Below are 19,396 nucleotides of genomic sequence, written 5' to 3'. Positions count from 1 at the left end.
AATCTGGCTGATCCACTCATGACGGCCCCCTGTTCACGGGGAGTATTTATTGCAGTTGCGCAGCGCACGCCATTGGATTTAGAACTCCTTTCATAATCCAACGATGATCCTTCTCACCGAGGGGTATGGCCTGCCGGGGGAGTAATGAAACAAAGTCATGGTCTCCTCGTGCGGGTCGAGGGCGTACACGAAAGTCGCACCCTGCACGAAGCCTTGATCAGGTTGGACGAGGCTCCGGCGACGCGCGGATTCACGTTCCAGAACGAGCGGGGTGAGGAGCGTTTCGTCGCGTTTCCCGCGCTTCACGCCGAGAGCCGCCGACGGGGCGCGGCGCTGCAGGCGCTGGGGATGAAGAAGGGAGATCGCCTGGGAATGGTGGTCATCGATCCCGAGGACTTCATCGCGACGTTCCTCGGCGCGTTGCGCGTCGGCATCGTCCCGGTGCCGCTCTATCCGCCGGTGCACCTCGGCAACCTCGAAAGCTACACGCGGCAGGCGGCGGCGATCCTTTCGTCATCGGGCACGACGGTGCTCGCGGTGAGCGCCGGGCTGGCCAGCATCTTCTGGGCCTTCGTCGAGCGCGTGCCGAGCCTCGCGCGCGTGGTGGAGACGTCGTCCCTCGTGGCGGACGCGTCGGCGCTGCGCGAGGTGTTGGTGGCACCGGAGGACCTGGTGTTTCTGCAGTACACGTCGGGCTCGACGGGGACGCCAAAAGGGGTGAGGGCGACCCACCGCACGCTCATCGCCAACATCCATGGCTTCATGGGCGCGGCGCTTTCCATGCAGCCCGGGGTCGACACCGGTGTGAGCTGGCTTCCGCTCCAGCACGACATGGGATTGATTGGCTTCGTGCTCGGGCCGATCTACTGGCAGGTCGATGTGACGTTCATCCCCACGCTGCGCTTCCTCAAGCGTCCGGAGTGCTGGATGGAGACGATCCACCGCCGGAAGGCGACCGTCTCCTTCGCCCCGAACTTCGCGTACGGGTGGCTGACGCGCGTCGCCAAGGACGAGGATCTCGAGCGGTGGTCGCTGGGGCACGTTCGCGCCCTCGGCGTTGGCGCGGAGCCGCTGCATTACGACACCCTGAAGCGCTTCACCGACAAGTTCGCGCGCACCGGGCTGCGCCCCGACGTGCTCCTTCCCGCGTACGGTCTGGCGGAATCGATGCTGGCGATCAGCATGAAGAAGTCGACCGAGCCGATGAAGGTGCGCACGCTCGATGCCGGGCGCTTCCGCGACGACGGTGTGTCCCTGCCCGCCGACGGTGGAGAAGTCGAGCACCACATTGGCTGCGGCAAGGTCATCCCCGGGCACGAGCTGCGCGTCGTCGACGAGAAGGGGGCGACGTGCGCGGACGGCGTGCGCGGGGAGGTCCTGTTCCGCGGCCCGTCGGTGATGGAGGGGTATCAGGAGGGTGGTGCCGAGTCGCTCATCGACGCTGACGGATGGCTGCGGACCGGCGATCTCGGCTATCTCGTGGACGGTGAACTCTACGTGGTGGGGCGCGCGAAGGATCTCATCATCATCCGCGGCCGCAACATCAGTCCGCAGACGATCGAATGGGAGGTCAACAAGCTGCCGGGCGTGCGCGTTGGCACGACCATCGCGGTCGCGGTTCGCGTCGAGGACAGCGAGGGCGTGGTGGTGATGTTGGAGACGCGCGGCGACAACGTGGAGGCGCTCAAGGCCGAGGTCTCCGCGACGGTGAAGCGGGTGATCGGCGTTCCACCGGCGGACGTGGTCTGTCTGCCGCCCGGGGCGATTCCCAAGACCTCGTCGGGCAAACTCCAGCGCGCCAAGGCTCGTCGGCAGTACCTGGAAGGCAAGCTCGGGCGGGAAGGGTCGCGCACCTCCGGCTCCATGGGGGCGCGGTTACGCCTGGGGCTGCAGGTGACCCGCTCCTGGTGGGCGCGCGCCAGGTTTTCGCTTTGGCCCAAGAACATGAACGAGGAAGAGCACAGACATGAGTGAACGAGAGATCATCGACCTGGTGAAGGCCGCGCTGAACAAGGTGCGGCCGGAATTCGCCGCCGAGTTCGAGTCCGTGGGCATCGACACGCGCTTCGAGAGCCTCCGCATCGACTCGGTCGACACCCTGCGGATGATCACGTTCCTCGAGGACAAGCTCGGCTTCGTGTTTCAGGACGAGGACCTGGGCCGCATCGAGACGGTGAAGGATCTGACCTCGCTCATCCTGAAGAGCGGGCGCTAGCCCCACCGCGGACCAGCGAGGTGATGGCGCTGGCGATGTCTTCGGGCACCTCCTCCTGGAGGAAGTGTCCGGCCTGGGTGCGCTTGACCTCCGCGCGCGGCAGGAGTCGCTCGAGCCACCCGATGACGCGTCCAAGCACCGGATCACGCACCCCCCAGACGATGCGCATGGGGCCCTTGAACGACTCGACGGCTTGCTGGCAGCGCCGAAGCGGCGCGATGGAGCGATGCTCCTGGGAGTCCGGCACCATGCGCGCGAGGGCGAGGGGCGCGGCGCGGTCCTGGAGGCGCCGCAGCGGCCAACGGTAGGCGCGGGCGACCTCGCCGCGAATGCTGCTCCGGTCTCTCTGCGCGGCCCAGAGCGCGAGCTGCGGGAATTGCAGGCCGCGGAACAGCACGTCGCTGAGCACGGGAAGCTGGCTCGAGCGATGGAACAGCGTCGGACGGAACCCGGGGCGCGGTGGCCCGAGGACGGTGTTCAGGATGACCATGCCCGACACGCGCTCGAGCCGCTCGGCGAGCGCGAGCATTCCGATGGGCCCGCCCCAGTCCTGGCCGACGAAGATCATGTCGTCGAGGCCGAGCGCGTCGATCAGTCCGCCGATCCATGCGGCGTGGTTCTCGAGGGTGTGCACGCCAAGGTCGCGCGGCTTGTCGGAGAGGCCGAGGCCGACGAGGTCGGGCACGATGCAGCGCACCGGCTGTCCGCGGAGGGCGGCCATGACCTTGCGGTAGAGAAAGCCCCAGGTGGGATTGCCGTGGAGCATGAGGACAGGCTGCCCCTGGCCAAACTCCATGACGTGGAGGGAGTGGCCCGCGACGGGGATCTGGCGATGCTCGACGCCGTCGGGCAACTGTCGAAGAATCCAGGCGGGCAGCTCGGTCATGGGGGATCCCCTTGCAGCAGCGCGGCGATCCGCGCGCGAAGCGTGTCGGTGTGTGCGTGGACGTCGGCGGATGGATCGTCGAGGAGCGCCGCGCCGGCGCGGAGGGTGACGCGGTGAAGGCGGGGAAAGAACTTGTCGCGCGGCATGACGCGGTGGGCACCGTCGATCGCCACGGGGATGATGGGCACCCGCGCGCGCCGCGCGATCACCGCCGCGCCGTGACGGAACGGTAAGAGGGTGCCGTCCCAGGAGCGCGTCCCTTCGGGGAACACGACCAGCACCGCGCCACCCTCGAGCCGTGCCACGCTCTCCTCGATGGCCGTGGGGAGGTTGCGGCTGGCGTCGATCGGCATCACGCCGATCCGACGCGCCAGCGGCAGCAGGGGCCCGCCGAAGTATTTCGGTTTTCCCACCATGCTGGTTCGGCGAAAGACCGACCACGGAAGGACGGACAGGATCACGAACACGTCGAGGAACGATTGGTGATTCGAGCAGATCAGCGCCGCTCCCGACGGACGCAGATGCTCGGCGCCCTTGACGCGCACGCCCAGGAGCAGCCACTCCAGGCCACGCAAGCCGCGCAGGAGCACGAACGCGAGCAGGGTCAGCGCCAGGCTTCGTGGCGGCGGGGGGGAGGTGGCGGGCGCGGCCGGTGCGGGCGCGCCATGGGCCGTGGCCTCGACGAACTCGCGCACGGATTGCACCGTCGCCAGCACCTCGCCCGCGGCGTTGACGTCCAGATCCGACAACAGCGACAGGCGCGCCAGTGAATCAAGGCCGAGATCGAGGTCGAGATGCAGATCCGGGTGGATCTCCTCGCGCGGGCGGCTCGCGCGCGCGGCAATGAGTTCGATCGCGCGCGCGTGCGCGGGGACCTCGGCCCACACGCGGTCGGCGTCATGCCACACCGGCTTCGACCCGACGCGCTCGGCGGCCTGGGACGCTTTGACCCATTCCTGGAGCGCGGCGCGTTTGAGCTTGCGCGTGGTGGTGCGTGGCAGGGGCTCTCGGGTAATGGTGACGCCGGCGACGCGCTTGTACGACGGCAGCGTGGCGGACAGGCGCGCGACCTCCTCGTGGAGCACCTGCTCGACGTTGCCGGTGCCAGCGGCGCGGATGGCCTCGAGGTCGGGGACGACGACGAGATGGAGCCGCGGGTCGCTCCCCGTGCCGCCGGGAGCGAGCGTGACGCCGACCTCGGCGATGAGCTTCGAGCGCGCGAAGTGCGTCTCGAGTTCGCTCGGCTGGATCTTCTTGCCGCTGGGAAGGACGATGGTGTCTCCGGCGCGACCAAGGACATAGAGATAGCCGTCCGGGTCGAGGTACCCGAGGTCGCCGGTGTGGAACCAACCGTCTTCGATCTTCGCCTCGCCCGGGCGGTTGTAATAGCCCGGCATCACCATCGCACCGCGGACGAACACCTCGCCGGGTGCTCGAGGGCTCCCTCTCCCGTCCGGAACGTCGATGCGGAACTCGGCGCCGGGCACCGCGCGGCCGACCGTGCCGACGACCGTCTCGCCCGGCCGACCAATCCCGATCGCGCCGGTGGTCTCGGTGAGACCGTAGACCTGCAGGACGTCGATACCCAGGGCGTAGAACGTGCGCGCGGCTTCCGGATCCAGGGCCGCGCCGCCGGAGATCAGCGCGCGGATCTTCGGTCCGAACGTGGCGTGGACCTTCTTGAACAGGACCTTTCCCGCGTTGAGACCGATGGTGCGGGCGTGGCGGTTCCAGCGCAACAGGCGTGGAAACATGCGTCGCAACCGGGGCGACTCATCGACCTGCGCGCGCACGCGGCGCAGGAACAGGTGATAGAATTGCGGAACGCAGAAGAAGATCGTGATGCCACCGTCGCGCAGCGCGCCGGTGATACGCGTGACTTCGATCTCGGGGAGGAGCACCACCGTCGCGCCGACGGTGAGCGGAGCGAGCATTCCGCCGATCTGCGCGAGGATGTGAAAGAAGGGGAGGACCGACAGGATCACGTCGTCGCGGTTGGCGCGCAAGGCGAGGATGATTCCGTTCACCGCCGCGATCAAATTCGCGTGCGTCAGCATGACGCCCTTCGGCTCGGACGTGGTGCCTGACGTGTAGAGCAGCCCGGCCAGCTCGTCGCCGCCACCGACGAGCTCCTCGGGTGCGGCGGCGTCGCTGGAAAACACGCCATTCGCTTGCTCGTTGAGGCTGAACACCTGCTCGAGCTGCGTCCACACGGCGCTTTGCGCTTGGGCCTTCGCGTCGACGATGACGAAGCGGGCGCCAGCGTCCTTCATGAGCGCGCCCAGCGCCGCCGGGGACAACTGGGGATCCAGCGTCACCGCGACGGCGCCGAGGCCGACGATGGCGTACCAGGCCGCGCACCAATCCGGATGGTTGGTGCCAATCAGCGCGCAGCGCTCTCCGCGCTTCAGGCCGCGCTCGGCCAGGAACGCCGTGGCGCGTGCGACGCGCTCGACGAACGCGCCGTACGTCACGACCGTGCGCGAGTGCGGGCCCTGGATGACGAACGCCGGTTGAGCCGGGTTCTCCTGCGCCCGCCTGCGCATCTCCGCCGCGATGTGGTTTGTCGAGCGCTCGGTCATGTTTGACGCGCGCGGATGTTACCCGATTGGGGTGGCCGCCTGTTGTACACCTCCCGGGCCGCGTCGATTCCTCGACGGATAGGCTGGCGACTGATGAGAAATCGAGTGCTTCGGGAGCCCCTGGTCTGGGATGTCGCGGACTGTTTCGTTGAAAGCCGCACCCTTCATCGGAGCCTCCCGTCGCGCGCGCTTGTTTCAGTCCAGGAGGTTCGCCAGGCCCGCGTACGTATTGGCTCCGGGGATGCCGTCAATCGGACCCGCGTAGCCGCCTCGGCTCGCCAGGGATTGAAGCACCTTGTAGGTGTTGGTTCCCGGTACCCCATCGGCGGGCCCCGTATACCCGGCGCCGCTCAAGAAGGTCTGGAGGCCCCTCCACGAGTTCACCCCCAGGGCGCCATCGCTGGGGCCCATGTACCCGCCCAGACGCGCGACCCGCTGGAGCGCCGCGTACGATTGGGTTCCCATGACGCCATCGATGGGGCCCGTGTAGCCAAAGCCCCTCAGGACGGTCTGCACGCCCTTCCAGGAGTTGGTGCCCATGACTCCGTCGATGGGGCCCGTGTAGCCCCCATTCGCGGCGAAGCGCTGAACCGCCTTCCAGGAGTTGGTGCCCATGACGCCATCCACGGGCCCCGAGTAGCCGTAGCCGCCGAGGACCTGCTGGACTCCCTTCCACGTGTTCGTGCCGGGGATGCCGTCCACGGCACCGGTGTACCCGCCCGCTCGAGCGATCCGCTGCAGCGTCACCCCCTGCGTGTTGCTGACGGGAGGCACTCCGCCGGAGGACCCGCTCAAGTACGCCTGGAGCCCGTTGTACGTGTTGGGCCCGGGGATGCCATCGATGGGACCCGTGTAGCCACCGTCCTGGGCAAGCAGTTGCAAGCCCTTGTAGGTGTTGATGCCCGGGACGCCGTCGACAGGCCCGTCATAATACCCCAGCTCGCGAAGGACCCGCTGCACGCCCATCCAGGTATTGACACCCGGGACGCCGTCGATGACCCCCGTATAGCCACCTCGACGTGCCAGATTCTGCAGAATGGTCCCCTGTTCGACGGTGATGACGGGGGCGCCTCCGCCAGAAGAGCCACCCCCGGGAATGGCCGTCGGCGGGGGAGGCGTCGCGCCATCCGGCGGCTGGCTCAGTCCGGCGAAGGCGGACAACCTGGCGACGTTCAAGTCGAGAGGAATTCCATTCTGGTTGCCAGACGAGGTGTATTGATGAATCTCCCAGGAGGGAAAGGCCGACCCGATGTTCGGGTTGCCAGGAGTGCCCGTGTAATGGGCGATCCACAGCTTGGAGCCAACGGCCCGGGTCTGGGTCCAGGTGTTGGACGTGAGCAGGCTCGAGTAGGTGTACAGGAACGGTGCCTTCCCCAGACGGGTCTTGACCGCTTGCATGAAGGTCGCGGTCAGGGAGTCGTTCCAGAAGATACCGTTGTCGATCGCCTCGTTGTCGAGCACCAGGAGATCGCCGGGACGATGGTCATACAGGTGGTCCACGAAGTACTGGGCGTCCGCCGCGGGATTGGTCGAGCCCGCCATCCAATAATGCCCCACGAGCAACCCGGCCGCGCGAGCCCGGGCGACCTGCTGGGCATAGTACGGCGCGACGTAGATGGGTGAGACATTGGAGCCCCCTGCCTTGACGATGGCGAACTGGTAGCCGGCGGCGCGGATGGCGTTGAAGTCGAGATCTCGCTGGGTGGTGCCGACATCGATTCCGTAGACACCGCTCATCCCCGTGGGTGGAGGTGTTCCCGGGGATTGGGACAGCCAGGTGTTGAGGCCCGCGTAGGTATACTGTCCCGGGAAGCCATCCACGGGACCCGTGTACCCTCCGAGCTGTGCGAGCTTCTGGACTCCCTTCCAGGTGTTCTCACCCGGGACGCCGTCGATGGGGCCGGAGTAGAAGCCCTGAGTGCTGATGACGGTCTGGACGCCCTTCCACGTGTTGGTCCCGGGGACGCCGTCCACCGCGCCCGTGTAGCCACCCCGCTGGGCGACGCGCTGGAGAATCTTTCCCTCCTCGACGCTGATCTGGATTCCCCCGGAACCTCCACCGGAGCCTGTACCGCCGCCGCTTCCGGTGCCGAGCACGTTGCGGATGAGGGGGGCGGGATCGCTGACATTCTCGCCAAACGCGCAGCGATCCGTGGAGCCCCGGGTCAGGTGGAGGTGAGGTCCGGACCACGCCGACCCATGATCATCCCCGGCGCCCGCCGCATAGGCGATGATGTCACCCTGCTGGACGAAATCTCCCACGGAGACTCGGGTCCGGATGACGTGGTCGTACCCGGAGAAGTCGCCTGGCGCGGACTCCACCGCGATGGTGTGTCCCACGATGGAGGAGTATTGGATGCGGCGGACGGTGCCAGAGCGCAGCGCGGGAATCGCTTGACCGGCACTGGCGGCGATGTCGAGCCCGCGGTGGCCCAGGGGGCCGTAGTAGGGGCCGGTGACCCCGAAGCGATTCCGCCACTGTCCTTCCGCATAGAAGGTCTGCACATTGGACGGCACGGCCAGGGGCGTGGACTGTGCGGCGGACAGTGCGGTGGAGTCCTGGCCCTCGGAGTTCTCCTGGCCCATTCCGCCACAGCCAGTCAGCGCGAACATGCCCAACACCAGCGTCACGGTGTTCGAGGTGAGACTCCGTAAGAAACTTTTTGTCGTGGACCTGCTGTTCATACGTCTCCTCGTTATCTGAGAAAATAAGATAAGCCCAGCTTAACCGGCGTGTGGGGCCTGTGGCAAAGAGCGTGATGTGAAGAACAGTCCCAGACCCAGGGAGGGCCCCAGGGAAGGTGTCAAAGGACTCGTTTGCGGCACCACGACGTCACGTCAGTCGAGAAAGCGCCGAGCCCAACTCGTGGCTTCTTCTGGGGTGAAACCTTCGACGCGAAAGCGGGGGGCCTTGAAGGGCTTGTCGAGCCAGGGCTCCAATACGCGACCGAGTTCCCGGTAGGCAGGGAGCGAGTTGCCTTGGGTGAGATCGCCCGCTTCGGGCCAATCGCCCAGCGTCACGATGGCCCGCGTCCCGTCGATGGGCTGCACGGTTGTCTCTGGTGAATGCAGGCGTGAACGAAGTGCGGACACGCCGCCCAGTTCCTGAAGCACGGGAGGGCCCAGGAAGTTGAGCCAGTGCACCCCATCCACGCGAGTGCCCATCCAGTCGGGAGTGGAGCCGTGGTTGAGGCTGAGCCCTGGGTGACGAAGGAGCTCGGTGCGGATTCGGGGCGTGAAGAACACGTCCCCAACGAGGGAATCGAAGCTCAATCCCGCATGGCCGCTCTGATGTCTTCAGTATACCATAAGGTATATCTGAGTGGCGGTGGTGAGGAGCGACGGGTCGAGGTGTCAGCTACGGAGTTTCATGCCCTGAAAGAGGAAGCAGAAAGTCTCTGGGGAACGACGGATTTGCAGGGAGACTTCGTTCCGGGTCTTTTGAATCGAAAGCTCCCCCTCGTTGAGAGGCAGGACGACGTGAGGATGGACTGAGCATGGGGAGTCGCTGCGAAGGGGTGGTTGCTTCATGAATACTGAGGAATTCTGGGCCATCATCGAGTCCTCACGAAGGGTGATTGATCCAGAACGGGCAGAGGGAAATGCGCAACGGCAGGCGGAGGAACTCTGGAAGCAGTTGTCGAGACTGTCTCCTGAGGAGATCGTCGAGTTTGGTGCCCAGTTCCAGGACAAGATGGACGTCGCCTATCAATGGGACCTGTGGGGGGGGGCGTACCTCGTCGCGGGGGGTTGCTCGGATGATGGCTTCACGGACTTCCGAAGTTGGCTCATCTCGATGGGACGCCGTGTTTTCGAGGATGCGGTGTCGAACGCCGAGTCGCTCCTCCACGTTGTCGAGGCGCTTGGTGTCGAAGACGTATTCTTCGAGGAGTTTCGGTACGTGCCAGCCCGTGCATATGAGGCGCTGACGGGACGCGATTTCCCTGCCCGTAAGGGAGCGGGTCCCTCGGTTCCCGCTGGAGAAGAATGGGACGAGCAGGATCTCGCGCACAGGTTTCCCGCGTTCTGGGCTCGGCATCAGCGGGGATGAACCTCCCCACCCGATTCAGCATCTTCAGAGCCAAGATCCGTTCATGCCCTCAGCGCGGACAGCAGGCACTCCGGTTGCTCCAGGTGGGGACTGTGGCCGGTCCGCACTCGCACCAGCCGCGCGCAGGGCTGGGCCCGCACCGCGGCTTCGGCCAGTGACACGGGCAGGACCCCATCATTCTCGCCCCAGAGGTACACGGTGGGCGGCTTCACCTCGCCCAGGCGCTCGCGCCGGTGGAACACGTCCCCCGTGAGGGGCACCAACGTGTTGAAGGCCCGCGTGGCCCTGGTCCTCCCTCCGCTCACCGTCATCAGCTCGTAGTCCAGCGCCATCAGCCGGTGGCGGTGCGGGGTGTCCGGCAGCGGAGCGATGCGCCCGAAGAGCTTGGGGCCCAACACACGCGCCAACCGCTCCGGCCCCACGCGGAAGTAGAGGCGGGCCTCTCGCGCCATCTCCGGCCCCAGGCCCATCGCGTCCACCAGCACCAGGCGCTCCACCGGAACCCGCCCCCGCAGCGCCAGCTCCAGCGCCACCAGCCCTCCGAGCGAGTGGCCCACCAGGGTCATCGGCCCCGGCGCCAGGGCGGAGAGCACCGCCTCCACCGGCTCGACGAAGAACCGCAGTCCGTCCTCGGCCGTCCGGAGCGGTCCCGGGGCCGCCGGGGAGCCCCCGAAGCCCGGCAGGTCCACCGCCAGCACCCGGTGCTCCCGCACGAGGGCCGGCAGGAGGGGAAACCACGTGCTCGCCGCGCTCCCCCGCCCATGCAGGAGCACCAGGGGAGGGCCCTCACCTCCCTCGAGGAGCCGCAGCGTCCCTCCTCCAGCGAGCGGGCATGCGCGGGGCACCACCCCGGGCGCCAGCTCCCCGAGCACCTCCGCTTCCACGGGCCCCAGAGGGGGGATTCCACTCCCCGAGCCGGGAACGCGCCCCGGGCTGCTCCCTCCGGTCATCCGCCATGCCCTCCTGGTTGGGGTCCACCCGGAAAATACCGGAATGCCCGGCCTACTGCGCTGTTGAGCCGGTCACCCCCCTCACCTAGGCTGCCCGCCTTCTCAGGGACGGTCGAGACAACACCTTATGAACACGGACATCCGGGCACTCACCGAGCGCGTGCAGCAGGAGAGCGGCTTCGTCGAACTCCTCAACCAGGAGGTCGGCAAGGTCATCGTCGGCCAGCGCTACATGCTCGAGCGCATCCTCATTGGCGTGCTCTGCAACGGCCACGTGCTCCTCGAGGGCGTGCCGGGCCTCGCCAAGACGCTCACGGTGCGCACCATCGCCGACAGCATCAGCGCCTCGTTCATGCGCATCCAGTTCACCCCGGATCTGCTGCCGGCGGACCTCGTCGGCACGATGATCTACAACCAGCAGGCGGCCAACTTCACCGTGCGCAAGGGGCCCGTCTTCGCCAACGTGGTGCTCGCGGACGAAATCAACCGCGCCCCCGCCAAGGTCCAGTCCGCCCTGCTCGAGGCCATGCAGGAGCGCCAGGTCACCATCGGCGACCAGTCCTTCCCGCTGCCCTCGCCCTTCCTGGTGCTCGCCACCCAGAACCCCATCGAGCAGGAGGGCACCTACCCGCTGCCCGAGGCGCAGGTGGACCGCTTCATGCTCAAGGTGAAGGTGGGCTACCCCACGCGCGAGGAGGAGAAGATCATCATGGACCGGATGAGCGGTGGCAAGCCGCCCGCGGTCCAGCGCGTCATCGCCCTGGAGCAGCTCGTGCGCGCGCGCGAGCTCGTCCATCAGATCTACATGGACGAGAAGGTGAAGGACTACATCCTCAACGTGGTCTTCGCCACGCGCGAGCCCGCGCGCTACGGCCTGAAGGATCAGGCGGACTACATCCAGTTCGGCGCGAGCCCCCGCGCCACCATCGCGCTGAGCCAGGCCTCGCGCGCCCACGCCTTCCTGCGCCACCGAGGCTTCGTCACCCCCGAGGACGTGAAGGCCGTGGCCTTCGACGTGCTGCGCCACCGCGTGGCCCTCACCTACGAGGCCGAGGCCGAGGAGCTCACCACGGAGAAGCTCATCCAGCGCGTGTTCGATCGCGTCGAGGTGCCGTAAGTCCCCGACGAGGAGCCTGGAGACCGCGCCGTGCTCGCCAAGGACATCATCCGCCGCATCCGCAAGCTGGAGATCCGCACCCGCAAGGTGGTGTCGGACATGCTCGCGGGCCAGTACCACTCGGTCTTCAAGGGCCGGGGCATGGCCTTCTCCGAGGTGCGGCAGTACCAGCCCGGGGATGAGATTCGCATCATCGACTGGAACGTCACCGCCCGGATGAACGAGGCCTACGTCAAGGTCTTCACCGAGGAGCGCGAACTCACGGTGATGCTCCTCGTCGACGTGTCGGCCTCCAATGAGTTCGGCTCGCGCGAGCGCTCCAAGTCCGAGGTGGCCGCCGAGGTGGCCGCTCAAATCGCCTTCAGCGCCATCGCCAACAACGACCGGGTGGGGCTCATCCTCTTCTCCGATCGGGTGGAGAAGGTGGTGCCGCCGCGCAAGGGCCGCTCGCACGTGATGCGGCTGGTCAGCGACATCCTCACCTTCCAGCCCAAGGGGAAGGGGACGGACCTGTCCTCGGGCCTCACCTATTTGAGCCGCGTGGCCAACCGCAAGACGGTGACGTTCCTCGTCTCGGACTTCCTCGCCTCGGGCTATGAGGCGCCGCTGCGGCTGGTGGGCCGCAAGCACGACCTGGTGCCCGTGGTCATCGTGGATCCGCTGGAGCGCGAGTTCCCCAGGATGGGGCTCGTGGAGATGGAAGACCCCGAGACGGGCGAGCGCTTCGTGGTGGATACGAGCGATCCGCTGGTGCGCGGCCGCTACGCGCGCGCCCTGCAGGGCCAGCGCGAGGAGCTGCGCCGGCTCTTCAAGAAGCTGGAGTTGGACCACGTGGAGCTGAGCACCGGGGATGATCACGGCATGGCCCTGGTGCGCTTCTTCCGCGCCCGCTCCCGGAGGATGGCGGCATGAGGGCGTTGACGCTCTGTGCGTTCCTGGTCGTCTCGCCCCTGGCCGCTCACGCCCAGGCCCAGGCTCCGGCCCCCGCCGCGGCGAGCGCGAAGCTGCCCGAGGTGGAGCCCTCGGGGATGCAGGCCCGCGTGCAGCCCGAGCGCGTGCTCCTGGGCGAGCCCTTCGTCTACGAGGTGGTGCTCACCCATCCGGCGGATCACCGCTACGAGCTGGACGTGTCGCCGGACCTGGGGGACTTCGAGTTGCTGGCCCAGGAGCGCACGCCTCCCGCGGCGGGGAAGGATCCGGCGGTCACCGTGTTCCGGGTGCGCATGTCCGCCTTCAAGCTGGGCATGGTGACGCTGCCGGACCTGGCCTTCCTCGTGTCCACGCCGGAGGGGCCGCGGCGCTACGTGGCTCCGGGCCGGACGCTGGAGGTGGGCTCCACGCTGCCCGAGGACGCCGAGGCGAAGGGCGAGGATCTCCGCGACATCCAGCCGCCCACTGAGGTGGCCATCCGCTCGCTGACGCTCGTGTGGGCCGCCCTGGGCATCATCGCCGCGGCGCTGCTGGGCTGGGCCGCGTGGCGCTTCTTCCAGAAGTACCGGGAGCGGCGGCGCGCGGCGGTGGCTCCCCCGCTGCCCCTGGACGTGCGCACGCGCCGGGCCCTGGACGCCCTCAAGGCCGAGAACCTGCCCGCGCACGGGCGGGTGAAGGACTTCTACTTCCGTCTCTCGGAGATCGTCCGAGGCTACCTGGGCGAGCGCTATGGCTTCGACGCGCTCGAGTGCACCAGCTCGGAGCTGATGGCGCAGTTGCGGCGTTTGAAGGCGCCCGGCCTGCCCGAGGACGGACTCATGCGCTTCATTTCCGAGTCGGACCTGGTGAAGTACGCCCGGGCCGAGTCCTCCCCGGATTCGTGCCGCGAGGCGCTGACGTTCGGCTACTCGCTGCTGGACCAGACCTGGCCCCCTCCTCCTCCGCCCGAAGCGGCCCCCGTGTCCCATGCTTCCGGACCTCGCGTTCCATAGCCCCCATTACCTGTGGGGGTTGCTCCTCATCCCCCTCCTGTTCGTCTGGAGCTGGTGGGAGAAGCGCCGCCGCGCCGTGCTGCGCTTCTCCGCGGCGCACGTGTTCACCCGGCATCCCCGGGGCGTGCGGGTGTACCTCCTGCCGATGCTGCCCCTGCTGCGCGCCGCCGCGGTGGCCGCCGCCCTCGTCGCGCTCGCCCGGCCCCAGTCGCGCGACACGCGCGTGCGGGACTTGAACGTGGAGGGCATCGACATCGTCGTCGCGCTCGACCTGTCCACCTCCATGGAGGCCGGTGACTTCCGCCCGCAGAACCGCCTGCACGTGGCCAAGGAGGTGCTCAGCGAGTTCATCACCAACCGCGTGAATGACCGCATCGGCCTCGTGGTCTTCGCGGGCGCGGCCTACACGCAGGCGCCCCTGACGCTCGACTACGGCGTGCTCAAGGAGGTGCTGCGGCAGTTGCGCACGCGCGTGCTGGAGGACGGCACGGCCATTGGCGACGCGCTGGCCACGGCGCTCAACCGCCTGCGCGACTCGGACGCCAAGAGCCGCGTGGTGGTGCTCATCACCGACGGTGACAACAACGCGGGGAAGATCTCCCCGCTGGACTCGGCGGGCATGGCGAAGTCGCTGCGCATCCCCATCTACACCATCCTCGTGGGCAAGGGCGGCAAGGTGCCCTTCCCCCAGGGCACGGACCTGTTCGGCAACACCGTGTGGCGCGAGACGGAAATTCCCATCAACCCCGAGCTGCTCCAGGACATCGCCGACTCCACCGGCGGCGAGTACTACCGCGCCACGGATCCCGAGGGACTCAAGCAGGGCCTGCAGAAGGTGCTCGACTCGCTCGAGCGCTCCAAGTTGATGGAGGGCGGTGCCTCGGCCAACTACCGCGAGGACTACCACTCGTACCTGCTCCTGGCCTTCGGCTTCGCCGTGCTGGAACTCTTCCTGCGCTCCACCTTCCTGCGGGTGTCGCCGTGAACCTGACGGACCCCTGGCGTTTCAAGTTCCTGGGCTACCAGATGGGGCTCGCCAAACCCGCCTTCCTCGCGCTGTGCGTGGTGGGCGCGCTGGTGGGGGCCCTGGCCCTGTGGCTGGCGCTGCGCCGGCGCTCGCGCGTGCGCGCGTTCCTCACCGAGCGGCTCGTGGACAAGCTGGCCCCGGGCACCTCGCGCTGGCTGCCGGCCACCCAGGCGGGGCTCCAGGGTTTGGGGCTCATCCTCTTCGGACTCGCGCTCGCCCAGCCCCAGTGTGGCACCACGAGCGAGCTGGCCAAGCGGCGCGGCATCGACGTGGTGGTGGCGCTGGATGCGTCCAAGTCCATGCTCGCGCGCGACGTGCAGCCCAGCCGCCTCGAGCGCGCCCGGTTGGAGCTCTCCACGCTGCTGGACGAGCTGAAGGGGGACCGGGTGGGACTCGTGGCCTTCGCCGGGGATGCCTTCATCCAGTCGCCACTCACCTCGGACTACTCGGCGGTGAAGCTGTTCCTGCGCGCGGTGGATCCCGAGCAGATGCCCCAGGGCGGCAGCAACATCGGCCAGGCGCTGCTCTTGGCGCGCCAGGTGCTGGACAACGCGGACCGCGGCTCCAAGGAGCGCGTGGTGGTGTTGCTCTCGGACGGCGAGGACCTGACGGGCGAGGTGGACGAGGCGGTGGCCGCGCTCAAGGAGGCCCACGTGCAGGTGCTCACCGTGGGCGTGGGCTCCGAGCAGGGCGAGCCCATCCCCGTGTACAACCGCCGGGGCGAGTTCGTGGACTACAAGAAGGACAGCAGCGGCGAGACGGTCATCACCCGCATGGACCGGGCGGGGCTGACGGCCATCGCCGAGGCCACGGGCGGCGAGTTCTTCTACCAGCCGCGTGGCGTGGCCATGGCCCAGGTGCTGGAGCGTATCGAGAAGATGCAGAAGAGCGAGTTGGAGAGCCGGGTCACCGTCCGCTACGACGAGCGCTTCCAGGTGTTCGCCCTGCCGGGGCTCGTCCTGCTGGTGCTCGGCATGGTGCTGCCCTCGTCCTGGCGCCGGAGGTCCGCATGAGCCGGGATTTCGCACGCGCGAGGGCCCGGGTGTGGCTCTGCCTGGGGCTGCTCCTGTGCTCCCTTCCTTTCACGGCGGGGGCCGCGGGACTGCTGGAGAAGGAGCACCCGCTCATTCAACAGGGCCGCCGGGCGTACGACGCCGGGCGGTACGAGGACGCGCTGTCCTCCTTCGAGCAGGCGAAGAAGGAGCGGCCGAATGATCCGGCGGTGGACTTCAACCGGGGCGACGCGCTGACGAAGCTGGGCCGCTATGACGAGGCGAAGCAGGCCTTCCAGGGCGTGGCCGAGGCCAACAGCCGGCCGGACCTGCGGCAGAAGGCCACGTACAACCTGGGCAATGTCCACGCGGCCCTGGGGGATACGCGCGAGGCCATGAAGGCCTATCGCCGCGCGCTCACGATGGATCCCACGGATGCCCAGGCCCGGCACAACTACGAGGTGCTGCTGCGCAACCTGCCTCCTCCCCAGAAGGGCGGAGGTGATGGCGGCACGGATGGAGGCCAGGACGGCGGGCAGGACGCGGGACAGGATGGCGGCCGTCCCGACGCGGGCCAGCCCGATGGTGGCCAGGATGGCGGCCAGGACGGCGGAAGCGATGGCGGCTCCGACGCGGGGCAGGACGGCGGCTCGGATGGAGGTGAGGATGGGGGCGCGGGCGATTCCGGCACGCCAGACGCCGGTCCAGGAGACGCGGGCCCGGGCGATGGTGGTCCCCAGGATGGGGGCGGGGACGGCGGCGAGCCCGCGGATGGTGGGGAGGGAGGCGATGGGGGCCAGCAAGGCGACGGTGGCCAGTCGGAGGATGCCGAGGCGTCGGACGCGGGTTCTCCGGGGGAGATCGACGAGCTGGATGGTGGAGTGAGCGCCGAGGAGATCGACCGGCAGGAGGCCGAGCGCCTGCTGGATGCGATGAAGCAGAACGAGAAGAATCTCCAGCTGTGGCGCTTCCAGCAGAAGAAGCGGCCGAGGAATCCCAATGAGAAGGATTGGTAGCGGCCACGCGGCACTGGCCGCCATCGCCCTGCTCTTCGCGGCACTGCCCGCGTGGGCGGAGGTCGAGTTCTACCAGACGGTGGATCGCACCGAGGTGGGCACGGAGGACGTGTTCCAGCTCACCGTGGTGGTGGTGGATCCTCCGGACAACGCCCAGGTGCAGTTCCCCGCGCCCGAGGACTTCGAGGTGCTGTCGTCCTCGCAGAGCACCCAGCGCTCCATCCAGATGAGCGGGGGCGGGCCGCCCGTCATCCAGACCGTGCGCAAGCACGTGTTGATGATGCGCGCCCAACGCGCGGGCAACCTCACCCTTCCGCCCGCCGTGCTCTCATCCGGCAGCCGCACCTGGCGCACCGACTCCATCAAGATGACGGTGCGCAAGGGCCGCGTCTCGCCCCCCGCCGGCCAGGCCCAGGCGGGACGCCAGCGGATGCCGGACCCGTTCCGCAACTTCCCGCCCTTTGGCGGCATGCAGGACCCGTTCGCCGACGAGGAGGAGGAAGAGGAGGATCCTCGCGGCGGCATCCAGGAGGACGTGCGCATTCCCCGTGGCGACTCGGACTTGTTCGTGCGCGCCACGCTCGACAAGAAGCAGGCGTACGTGGGCGAGCAGGTGACGCTGTCGCTCTACATCTACTCGCGCGTGGACCTGTCCAGCGTGGACTCGGTGAGCATGCCCAAGCTGGAGGGCTTCTGGAGCGAGGACGTGGAGAGCCCCACGCAGCTCACGGGCGAGCAGCGCATCGTCAACGGCATCCCCTACCGCACCTACCTGCTGCGCCGGCGCGCGCTCTTCCCCATGAAGACCGGCACGCTGTCCATCACCCCCGCCGAGGCGGACATCACCACCGGCATGCTCTTCGTGGGCCACCGCGTGCACCGCGTGTCCAACCCCCTGGAGGTGGAGGTGAAGCCGCTTCCCCCGGGAGGACCCAAGGGCATGTCGACGGCCCAGGTGGGCGACTGGAAGCTGTCCGTGGAGACGTCCCAGCAGCGCGTGGAGCTGGGCCAGCCGGTGACGGTGAAGGTCATCCTCGAGGGCTCGGGCAACGTGAAGAACATCACGCCGCCCCGGCTGGAGGCTCCGCCCGCCTTCAAGGTGTACGACCCGACCACCACCGACAAGATGACCCCCAACAAGCTGCGCGTTCAGGGGCGCCGCACGCAGGAGTACCTGGTGATGCCGCAGCGCACGGGCACCTTCACGCTGCCCGCGCTGGAGTTCCCCTATTTCGATCCGAAGACGGGCCGCTACGAGGTGTCACGCACCGAGCCCGTGGAGATCGTGGTGGAGCCCGGGGCGGGGGGCGCGGTGTCCGCGCAGGCGGGCTCGTCCGCGCCCATGGCGGATGCGGCGGCCGAGCCCAAGAACGTCCTCACCGCGGGCGGCCTGCGTCCGCTGCGCTACCAGGCGCGCTTCGAGGCCCCCGCGGCCGTCGTGTGGCAGCGGCCCTTCTTCCTGCCGGCGGTGCTCGCGCCCGTGGGCCTGATGCTGGCCCTGGCCCTCGGGGGGCTGGTGCGCGGGCGGTGGTCGGCACAGGACGAGGGCAGCCGCAGCCGGCAGCGGGCCCGGGCGGCGCGCAAGCAACTGGCCGCGGCGGAGAAGCTGCGCGCGGGCAACTCCAGCGCCTTCTACGGCGAGGTGGAGAAGGCGCTGCTCAACTTCCTGGCGGCCCGGTTGCGCATTCCCGTGGGTGGCCTCACCCGCGACGCGCTGAACGCGAAGTTGACCGAGGCCGGGGTGGAGGAGGCGCGCCGCCAGCGGGTGCGCTTCGTGCTGGAGGCCTGTGATACCGGCCGCTTCGCCCCTGGCGCCGAGCCGGCCGCTCGCGAGCGCATCCTGGATGACGCCGCGGCCGTGATGGAGGGGTGGGACAAGTGAACGCCGTCGCCGCCATGCTCGTGGCCACGCTGCTGGGCCAGGGCTACTACTCGTCCGAGGAGGCCCAGGGCCTCTTCCAGCAGGCCAACGAGGCCTATTACCGGAGCGACTACGCCGCCGCGCGCGCGGGCTACGAGAAGCTGCTCGAGCGGGGCTTCGGGGGGCCGGATCTCCAATACAACCTGGGCACCACCTACCTGGCGCAGGAGGACCTGGGGCGCGCGGTGCTCGCCTTCGAGCGCGCTCGCCGGGCGGGCGGGGACGGGCCGGATCTCGAGGCCAACCTGGCGCTCGCTCGCGCGCGTCAGCTCGACAAGGTGGTGGGCAGCGCGCCCGAGGAGTCCTTCCTCCAGCGCGTGGTCGCCGCCACCAGCGGCAATGGGGTGGCCTGGGGTTTCCTCACCGCGTGGGTGACGGGCTTCGCGCTGCTCCTCCTCTTCCGGCTGCTGCGTCCGGGCCGGCGGGCCTGGGCGGCCGTCCTCGGAGGCCTGTTCCTGGTGCTGTCGCTCCCCGCGGGCGCGCTGCTGACCGCGCACGTCTGGGCGCGGGAGAACCTGCACGAGGCCATCGTCCTCGCGCCCACGCTGCGCGCGCGTGAGTTCCCCCGGGAAGAGGCCAAGGTGTCCTTCGAGGTCCACTCGGGTCTCAAGGTCCAGGTGATGGAGGACACGGGCCGCTACGTGCGCATCCGCCTGCCCAACGGCCTGGAGGGGTGGGCCGAGCGCGAGGGCGTGGCGGAGATCTGAGCTCCGCCAC

General features: G+C 68.5%; 17 protein-coding genes. 12 read left to right on the top strand and 5 right to left on the bottom strand.

Annotation, left to right across the window (positions count from 1 at the left end):
- The first annotated feature begins 213 nt into the window (after positions 1 to 213).
- Positions 214 to 1,974, top strand: coding sequence for a fatty acyl-AMP ligase (locus tag D187_RS11570; RefSeq protein ID WP_162159636.1), 1,761 nt, complete (start codon positions 214 to 216; stop codon positions 1,972 to 1,974).
- Positions 1,967 to 2,215 carry an acyl carrier protein gene (locus D187_RS11565; protein ID WP_002626856.1) on the top strand — a complete coding sequence of 83 codons (249 nt, stop codon included), beginning with the start codon at positions 1,967 to 1,969 and terminating at the stop codon, positions 2,213 to 2,215. The genes D187_RS11570 and D187_RS11565 overlap by 8 nt, the downstream gene beginning before the upstream one ends.
- On the opposite strand, the gene D187_RS11560 is transcribed toward D187_RS11565, so the two are convergent.
- The 4 genes from D187_RS11560 to D187_RS11545 all read right to left on the bottom strand — a co-directional run bounded on the left by D187_RS11560 (position 2,193) and on the right by D187_RS11545 (position 8,929).
- Positions 2,193 to 3,101: an alpha/beta fold hydrolase gene (locus tag D187_RS11560; RefSeq protein ID WP_002626857.1), complete on the bottom strand. Its 909-nt coding sequence runs from the start codon at positions 3,099 to 3,101 to the stop codon at positions 2,193 to 2,195. The two genes, D187_RS11565 and D187_RS11560, sit on opposite strands and share 23 nt — an antisense overlap.
- Positions 3,098 to 5,683: an AMP-binding protein gene (locus D187_RS11555; RefSeq protein WP_002626858.1), complete on the bottom strand. Its 2,586-nt coding sequence runs from the start codon at positions 5,681 to 5,683 to the stop codon at positions 3,098 to 3,100. The genes D187_RS11560 and D187_RS11555 overlap by 4 nt, the downstream gene beginning before the upstream one ends.
- A 195-nt stretch (positions 5,684 to 5,878) precedes the next feature.
- Positions 5,879 to 8,296, bottom strand: coding sequence for a GH25 family lysozyme (locus D187_RS11550; protein ID WP_245591681.1), 2,418 nt, complete (start codon positions 8,294 to 8,296; stop codon positions 5,879 to 5,881).
- A gap of 225 nt (positions 8,297 to 8,521) precedes the next feature.
- On the bottom strand, positions 8,522 to 8,929 hold the full coding sequence (locus tag D187_RS11545) for a type VI immunity family protein (protein ID WP_002626860.1): 408 nt from the start codon (positions 8,927 to 8,929) through the stop codon (positions 8,522 to 8,524).
- On the opposite strand from D187_RS11545, the gene D187_RS55005 reads away from it, so the two are divergent.
- Both D187_RS55005 and D187_RS11540 read left to right on the top strand, forming a co-directional pair.
- Complete coding sequence (locus D187_RS55005) at positions 8,888 to 9,178, top strand: hypothetical protein (protein ID WP_162159634.1); 291 nt, start codon at positions 8,888 to 8,890, stop codon at positions 9,176 to 9,178. The two genes, D187_RS11545 and D187_RS55005, sit on opposite strands and share 42 nt — an antisense overlap.
- Before the next feature lie 34 nt (positions 9,179 to 9,212).
- On the top strand, positions 9,213 to 9,734 hold the full coding sequence (locus tag D187_RS11540) for a DUF4240 domain-containing protein (RefSeq protein ID WP_002626861.1): 522 nt from the start codon (positions 9,213 to 9,215) through the stop codon (positions 9,732 to 9,734).
- Positions 9,735 to 9,775: 41 nt separating this feature from the next.
- Here the strand turns inward: D187_RS11540 and D187_RS11535 are convergent, their stop codons facing one another.
- Positions 9,776 to 10,684: an alpha/beta fold hydrolase gene (locus D187_RS11535; protein ID WP_002626862.1), complete on the bottom strand. Its 909-nt coding sequence runs from the start codon at positions 10,682 to 10,684 to the stop codon at positions 9,776 to 9,778.
- A gap of 127 nt (positions 10,685 to 10,811) precedes the next feature.
- On the opposite strand from D187_RS11535, the gene D187_RS11530 reads away from it, so the two are divergent.
- The 8 genes from D187_RS11530 to D187_RS11495 are packed head-to-tail and all read left to right on the top strand — an operon-like array spanning position 10,812 to position 19,386.
- Positions 10,812 to 11,801: an AAA family ATPase gene (locus D187_RS11530; protein ID WP_002626863.1), complete on the top strand. Its 990-nt coding sequence runs from the start codon at positions 10,812 to 10,814 to the stop codon at positions 11,799 to 11,801.
- A gap of 30 nt (positions 11,802 to 11,831) precedes the next feature.
- On the top strand, positions 11,832 to 12,713 hold the full coding sequence (locus D187_RS11525) for a DUF58 domain-containing protein (protein WP_002626864.1): 882 nt from the start codon (positions 11,832 to 11,834) through the stop codon (positions 12,711 to 12,713).
- Positions 12,710 to 13,723 carry a DUF4381 family protein gene (locus D187_RS11520; protein WP_002626865.1) on the top strand — a complete coding sequence of 338 codons (1,014 nt, stop codon included), beginning with the start codon at positions 12,710 to 12,712 and terminating at the stop codon, positions 13,721 to 13,723. Before D187_RS11525 ends, D187_RS11520 begins: the two co-directional genes overlap by 4 nt.
- A complete protein-coding gene (locus D187_RS11515; RefSeq protein ID WP_002626866.1) occupies positions 13,698 to 14,708 on the top strand; it encodes a vWA domain-containing protein in 1,011 nt (336 codons plus the stop codon). Before D187_RS11520 ends, D187_RS11515 begins: the two co-directional genes overlap by 26 nt.
- Before the next feature lie 41 nt (positions 14,709 to 14,749).
- Positions 14,750 to 15,763, top strand: a complete 1,014-nt coding sequence (locus tag D187_RS11510) for a VWA domain-containing protein (protein ID WP_051256326.1) — start codon at positions 14,750 to 14,752, stop codon at positions 15,761 to 15,763.
- Positions 15,760 to 16,758: a tetratricopeptide repeat protein gene (locus D187_RS58695; protein ID WP_002626868.1), complete on the top strand. Its 999-nt coding sequence runs from the start codon at positions 15,760 to 15,762 to the stop codon at positions 16,756 to 16,758. The genes D187_RS11510 and D187_RS58695 overlap by 4 nt, the downstream gene beginning before the upstream one ends.
- The gene (locus D187_RS11500) at positions 16,742 to 18,640 is read left to right on the top strand and encodes a BatD family protein (RefSeq protein ID WP_002626869.1); all 1,899 of its coding nucleotides are present in this window, start codon (positions 16,742 to 16,744) and stop codon (positions 18,638 to 18,640) included. Before D187_RS58695 ends, D187_RS11500 begins: the two co-directional genes overlap by 17 nt.
- A complete protein-coding gene (locus D187_RS11495) occupies positions 18,637 to 19,386 on the top strand; it encodes an SH3 domain-containing protein (protein ID WP_002626870.1) in 750 nt (249 codons plus the stop codon). The genes D187_RS11500 and D187_RS11495 overlap by 4 nt, the downstream gene beginning before the upstream one ends.
- Positions 19,387 to 19,396: the final 10 nt, after the last annotated feature.

Origin of the sequence: Cystobacter fuscus DSM 2262, assembly GCF_000335475.2 — a bacterium.
GTDB classification, from domain to species: Bacteria; Myxococcota; Myxococcia; order Myxococcales; family Myxococcaceae; genus Cystobacter; species Cystobacter fuscus.
The sequence above is the reverse complement of the archived record's forward strand: the minus strand, read 5'-3'. Positions and strand labels throughout refer to the sequence as shown.

Excerpts from the sequence above, each read along its gene's own strand:
- D187_RS11510 (WP_051256326.1), top strand. The coding sequence starts at position 14,750 with ATGGGGCTCGCCAAACCCGCCTTCCTCGCGCTGTGCGTGGTGGGCGCG.
- D187_RS58695 (WP_002626868.1), top strand. The coding sequence starts at position 15,760 with ATGAGCCGGGATTTCGCACGCGCGAGGGCCCGGGTGTGGCTCTGCCTG.
- D187_RS11540 (WP_002626861.1), top strand. The coding sequence starts at position 9,213 with ATGAATACTGAGGAATTCTGGGCCATCATCGAGTCCTCACGAAGGGTG.
- D187_RS11565 (WP_002626856.1), top strand. The coding sequence starts at position 1,967 with ATGAGTGAACGAGAGATCATCGACCTGGTGAAGGCCGCGCTGAACAAG.
- D187_RS11520 (WP_002626865.1), top strand. The coding sequence starts at position 12,710 with ATGAGGGCGTTGACGCTCTGTGCGTTCCTGGTCGTCTCGCCCCTGGCC.
- D187_RS11530 (WP_002626863.1), top strand. The coding sequence starts at position 10,812 with ATGAACACGGACATCCGGGCACTCACCGAGCGCGTGCAGCAGGAGAGC.
- D187_RS11515 (WP_002626866.1), top strand. The coding sequence starts at position 13,698 with ATGCTTCCGGACCTCGCGTTCCATAGCCCCCATTACCTGTGGGGGTTG.
- D187_RS11550 (WP_245591681.1), bottom strand. The coding sequence starts at position 8,296 with ATGTTCGCGCTGACTGGCTGTGGCGGAATGGGCCAGGAGAACTCCGAG.
- D187_RS11500 (WP_002626869.1), top strand. The coding sequence starts at position 16,742 with ATGAGAAGGATTGGTAGCGGCCACGCGGCACTGGCCGCCATCGCCCTG.
- D187_RS11560 (WP_002626857.1), bottom strand. The coding sequence starts at position 3,101 with ATGACCGAGCTGCCCGCCTGGATTCTTCGACAGTTGCCCGACGGCGTC.
- D187_RS11535 (WP_002626862.1), bottom strand. The coding sequence starts at position 10,684 with ATGACCGGAGGGAGCAGCCCGGGGCGCGTTCCCGGCTCGGGGAGTGGA.
- D187_RS11555 (WP_002626858.1), bottom strand. The coding sequence starts at position 5,683 with ATGACCGAGCGCTCGACAAACCACATCGCGGCGGAGATGCGCAGGCGG.